At 35.5% G+C, this 5,724-nt stretch carries 5 protein-coding genes; 2 read left to right on the top strand and 3 right to left on the bottom strand.

The annotated features are described in order from the left end of the window. Window positions 1–209 (top strand): hypothetical protein (locus tag ACH2BV_RS05245; protein WP_395049673.1); only part of this gene is annotated, 209 nt, incomplete at its 5' end. 170 nt (window positions 210–379) lie between these two features. Continuing rightward, entirely contained in the window at window positions 380–1,630 is a 1,251-nt protein-coding gene (locus tag ACH2BV_RS05240) for a BamA/TamA family outer membrane protein (protein ID WP_395049672.1), read from the top strand. A 323-nt stretch (window positions 1,631–1,953) separates the two neighbouring features. Here ACH2BV_RS05240 and ACH2BV_RS05235 read toward each other — a convergent pair whose 3' ends face one another. From ACH2BV_RS05235 to ACH2BV_RS05225, 3 genes are all read right to left on the bottom strand, one after another. After that, a complete protein-coding gene (locus ACH2BV_RS05235; RefSeq protein WP_395049671.1) occupies window positions 1,954–3,744 on the bottom strand; it encodes an acyl-CoA dehydrogenase family protein in 1,791 nt (596 codons plus the stop codon). A 65-nt stretch (window positions 3,745–3,809) separates the two neighbouring features. After that, a complete protein-coding gene (locus tag ACH2BV_RS05230; protein WP_395049670.1) occupies window positions 3,810–4,175 on the bottom strand; it encodes a four helix bundle protein in 366 nt (121 codons plus the stop codon). Between the two features lie 114 nt (window positions 4,176–4,289). Then, complete coding sequence (locus tag ACH2BV_RS05225; RefSeq protein ID WP_395049669.1) at window positions 4,290–5,471, bottom strand: acetyl-CoA C-acyltransferase; 1,182 nt, start codon at window positions 5,469–5,471, stop codon at window positions 4,290–4,292. Window positions 5,472–5,724 lie beyond the last annotated feature (253 nt).

The raw sequence follows: 5,724 nt of genomic DNA, 5'->3' as shown, positions 1-5,724 counted from the left end.
ATTGGCGGTTTAGCGACTTCAAGATACTGAATTTCAGTATCTTGACCAATATTTATTCAATTTATTTTACTTTAAATAATTGCACCCAACGGGTTATATCTACAGTAAATCCTTCTAAATTAGACACTACTTTAGATGCTATTATTGCAGCTGTTAAAACCGAGCTCAACAATAAAGGATTGATTAAGAAAGAGGAAGTAAAAAAATAGATAGTATTTTTGGAAAATAAAAAAACAGATTATAGACGGCAATTGTTAGTTTATAATCTGTTTTTTGCTTTTAAAATGGTTTTGATATTTCTCTTTAGTCATAAGTACATAATGAGACGCAAAGTTTAAATTATACTGATTTTTAGCTGTAATTTTTGTAAATTAGCATTATGAAAAAAAGATGTATATCAGGTATTGGCTTATTGCTAGTTATTTTGCTACAATTTAGTGCTATAGCACAGAATTCAACCGATTCTATAAGGCGTTGTCCAGTGAAATCACTTCCTGAACTTTTTAAAAAGAAAGATTCTGTCCTTGTATTGAAACCAAAGAAAAATAATTTTTTCCTCATTATACCCATCATTGGTTCGCAACCCGCCACTGGTTTTTCGTATGGTTTTGTTACTCAATATACTTTCAAAGGGAAGAAATTGGATGATAAATATTCTTCTATTAATCTTGGGGCTACATATACTGAAAAAAAACAAATCCTTATCAATGTAAAAAACAGCGTGATGCTTCATAATAACAGGGTTTTTTTGAGTGGAGACTGGCGCTTTTATATTTTTTCGCAACCTAATTATGGATTGGGGACCGATATTATTCCTCCTGCAACCCGAGATGGAGGATTTGATTTGGAAACTTTAAAAGAACCCATGGATTATAATTATTTAAAGTTCCATCAAACGGTCTCCTGGGAAGTCAAAAATAATTATTATATAGGTGCCGGTGTTCATTTAGACTGGTACACCACAATAATTGATGAAAATCTTGATGTTGCTAACGGACAATTTACTAATCATTACAATTATAGTAAAAAATATGGCTATAATGAAAATGAATATTTTGTAAATGGGTTGAGTCTTAATTTATTATACGACTCCAGAGATAATCAAATCAATACCAACCACGGAATGTTTGCCAATATCAATTACCGTTTCAACCCGGCACTAAATAAAAATCAACATGCCAGCAACATGCTTTTTATGGAGTATCGCTATTTTTTACCTTTAAGCAAATATAATGAACAGCATGTTTTTAGTTTATGGGCAACTGGGCAGTTTTTAACTGTAGGTACTGTTCCTTATCTTAATTTGCCTTCAATAGGCTGGGATCAAAGAAGCCGCAGTGGAAAAGGATATACACAGGGATTGTTTCGTGGTCAAAAAATGGTCTATTTAGAAACTGAATATCGGTTTCCAATTAGTTGCAATCAGCTAGTCAGTGGAACCGTCTTTGCCAATTTTACCACAGCAAGTGATAAAGATCGAGGAATTCAACTTTTTCAGTATGTTCAACCTGCTGTGGGGGTAGGTTTGCGAATTTTAATTGATAAGGCTACCCGTACTAATCTGGTTCTTAATTATGCCTGGGGACGACATTCCAAAGCGTTCTATCTTAATGCAGGAGAATCATTTTAACTTAACTATAAATTTCTATCTATTTTATGAGGTTGAATTATTAATGGTTATTAATAACTATTTATTGAATTTGCAGATGAAAAAATAGAAATTATTTTATGCCATTACTTATTATATTTTTAGTCCAAAGGTTTCGTATAATGCCGCTATATATTTAATTCAGTTCTCCCGATAGCATTAGGAATTATTGCGCTAAATTGAAATAACTAGCGGTATTAGTTTTCCTCTGCCGAAATGTAATTATGATGCACAAAAAAACCGCAAAGTTTATTAAAACATTTGCGGTTTTTCAACAAATTGAACTAGTAAAAAATATTTCTAGATTAGAAACAATATTCGTTTTCTGTCACTAATTTTGTGGTAATCATTTCTCTTAAACCAATAATGTTTGGCATATTGGTGTATTTCGTAAAACGACGTAATCCCATTAGCATCATACGTTGTTCATCGCCTTCAGCAAAGGAAATAACACTTTCTTTTCCTTTTTGAGTAACCACATCAACTGCTTTGTACAAATAGAGTTTTGCCATTGCGATTTGTTCCTGAACTTTGGCTTCGCTTTCTTTTTTGGCTAATTTTTCGGTTCTTAAAATTGTGGATTCAGCCATATAAATTTCGATTAATATATCGGCAGCGGCTATTAATAATTGTTGGTGTCCATCTAAATCGGGACCGTATTTTTGAACAGCTCCACCGGCAACCATAAGAAATGCTTTTTTTAATTTGCCAATCATTTCTTTTTCTTCGGCAAACAATTCAGAATAATCAGGAGTTTCAAATGATGGAATTCCCATTAATTCTTCTTGAACTTTGGTTGCAGGCCCAATTAAATCAACGTGTCCCTTAAATGCTTTTTTAATCAGCATTCCTACTGACAACATTCTGTTGATTTCGTTTGTGCCTTCGTAAATTCTGGCAATTCTAGCATCACGCCAAGCGCTTTCCATAGGCGTATCTTCTGAAAATCCCATTCCACCAAAAATCTGAATTCCTTCGTCGGCACAGTTTTGAACATCTTCTGATACGGCAACTTTTAGAATTGAACATTCAATGGCATATTCTTCCACGCCTTTTAATTCAGCATCCTGATGGGTAGTACCTTCCGCTTCACGAAGACTAATTCTGTCTTCGATGTCTTTGGCAGCTCTGTATGTGGCACTTTCACCAGCATAACAAGAGGTTGCCATTTCTGCCAGTTTGTATCGAATAGCGCCAAATTGTGAAATTGGCGTATTAAATTGTACTCTTTCGTTGGCATATTTAACTGCTCCAGTAGTAACTCTTCGTTGTGCATCCAAACAAGCAGCTGCTAATTTGATACGACCTACATTCAAAGCATTCATTGCTATTTTAAAACCGTTTCCTCTTTCGGAAAGCATATTTTCAACAGGAACTTTTGTGTCTGCAAAGAAAACCTGACGTGTTGAAGAAGCTCTTATCCCAAGTTTGTGTTCTTCTTCACCCATTGTAATTCCATTTGCAGGATCATTTTCTACAATGAAACCAGTAATGTTTTTATCGTCTCCAATACGAGCAAAAACAATAAACACCGAACAAAATCCTGCGTTTGAAATCCACATTTTTCCTCCTGTAATAGAATACTGTTTTCCATCATCGGATAAAACTGCTTTTGTTTTTCCTGAATTGGCATCCGAACCCGCACCTGGTTCAGTCAAGCAATAAGCTCCAAACCATTCGCCAGAAGCCAATTTTGGAACGTATTTTTGTTTTTGTTCTTCGGTTCCGTATAAAGTAATTGGCATCGTTCCAATTCCGGTATGTGCTCCAAAAGCTGTCGAGAATGACCCCGTTCCTCCCGAAATATAGTCACAAACCAAAACTGTATTTACAAATCCCATCCCCATTCCACCATAGGCTTCTGGTACAGCAACGCTCAGGAATCCCAAGTCACCTGCTTTTCGCATAGTTTCTTCGGTAAGGGCGTAATCCTTGTTTTCGAAACGGCTTTTGTTAGGCCAAATTTCTTTGTCCACAAACTCTTTAACCGAGTCACGCATCATTAATTGCTCTTCATTGAAATCTTCAGGGGTGAAGATATCTTCACATTTTGTTTCTTTTACGATGAATTGACCACCGCGTGTTTTATCGCTCATTTTTTTATAAAGATTATAGATAATAGACGAATAGATAATAGACGTCCTACCTTGTTTTTAAATTATTATTTGTTTAGAGTATTTTGAAAAGACATAGTTGCCTTTTGGAATTCTTCAATTTTTATTTCAATAAAATTGGTATATTCTTCGGTTATATATTTTTTGTGATTTGCAAGTAAAAGTTGTGTTTGTAATTCAAAAGAAGATCCTAAAGAGATATCTAGAAAATGACTAAATGATTTGTCTGTTCTACTTGAACCTTCAGCAATATTTGAGGGCAAGGAAATAGAGCATCTATCCATTTGACTTTTTAAACCAAATTTTTCAGTACTTGGATAAGTATCAGTAAGATCTAAAATTTGTTTAGCTATTTCCATTCCCATTTGCCAAATTTTTAGTTTCTTAAAATTGTGTCTTTTGAACTCGCTCATATGTTTTTTTTAAAGATGATACAAAATAGACGAAGAGATAAAAGAGTTTGGTTTGATAAAGCAAATTTGTATCATAATAATCTATTATCTTTCAGTCTATTATCTATTCGTCTCTTAAAGTAATTCATAAATCCCCGCACTTCCTTGTCCAGTTCCCACACACATAGAAACAATTCCGTATTTATTTCCTCTACGCTTCATTTCGTCGAATAGTTGAACTGATAATTTTGCACCGGTACAACCTAGAGGATGTCCAAGAGCAATTGCGCCTCCATTGACATTGACGATTTCAGGATTTAAACCCAATTCGCGAATTACTGCCAATGATTGGGATGCAAATGCTTCGTTCAATTCCACCAAATCAATGTCTTTTAATTGCAATCCTGCTTGTTTCAAGGCTTTTGGAATGGCTTTCACTGGACCAATTCCCATAATTCTAGGTTCAACTCCTGCTGAAGCAAAGTTGACCAAACGTGCAATAGGAGTGAGGTTTAATTCTTTTACCATTTCTTCGCTCATAATTAAAACGAAAGCGGCACCATCGCTCATTTGAGAAGAATTTCCCGCTGTTACACTTCCATCAGCAGCAAAAACAGGTCTTAATCCAGCCAAAGCTTCAACCGAAGTTCCAGCTCTTGGACCTTCATCTTTATTTACAATGTATGATTTAGTTTCTTTTTTGCCATTTTCATTAATGAACGTTTGCTCGATAGTTATTGGAACAATTTGTTTGTCAAATTTGCCTTCGGCTTGTGCTTTCAAAGCTTTCATATGTGATTGGTACGCAAACTCATCTTGGTCGGCTCTCGAAATGTTGTATTGTTTGGCAACGGCTTCAGCAGTCAATCCCATTCCCCAATAATAATCTTCGTGTCCGGCTGCTGCGACAGCATAATCCGGTGTTGGTTTGTAGCCACCCATTGGGATAAAACTCATACTTTCGGCTCCACCTGCTATGATGCAATCTGCCATTCCGGATTGGATTTTGGCTGTAGCCATCCCGATAGTTTCCAGTCCTGATGCGCAATATCGGTTTACTGTTACACCGGGAACATCTTCGATTTTAAGTCCCATCAGGGAAATTAATCGTCCCACATTGAGACCTTGTTCGGCTTCGGGCATTGCGTTACCTACCATTACGTCGTCGATGCGTTTCTTGTCGAAATCCGGCAATTCATTCATCATATATTGAATTGTTTCGGCAGCGAGTTCATCGGGACGTTTGAATCTAAATACGCCTTTTGGAGCTTTTCCCACGGCGGTTCTGTATGCTTTTACTATATAGGCTGTTTTCATAAATTTATTTTTTAAGATGATAGACAAATAGATAATAGACTGATAGACTTTTCGTATTAAAGATTTTATCTATCATCTTTCCGTCTTTTAATCTATTATCTAATTTCTCAAGGGTTTCCCTTTGGTTAACATAAATTGGATGCGTTCCAATGTTTTTCTTTCGGTGCAAAGCGATAAAAAGGCTTCTCTTTCTATATCCAATAAATATTGTTCACTTACCAATGTTGGTTCTGATAAATCACCACCAGCCATT

The sequence above is a fragment of the Flavobacterium sp. genome, assembly GCF_043780635.1.
In the GTDB taxonomy this organism is placed as follows: domain Bacteria; phylum Bacteroidota; class Bacteroidia; order Flavobacteriales; family Flavobacteriaceae; genus Flavobacterium.
This window is presented reverse-complemented; position numbering and strand designations above follow the sequence as displayed.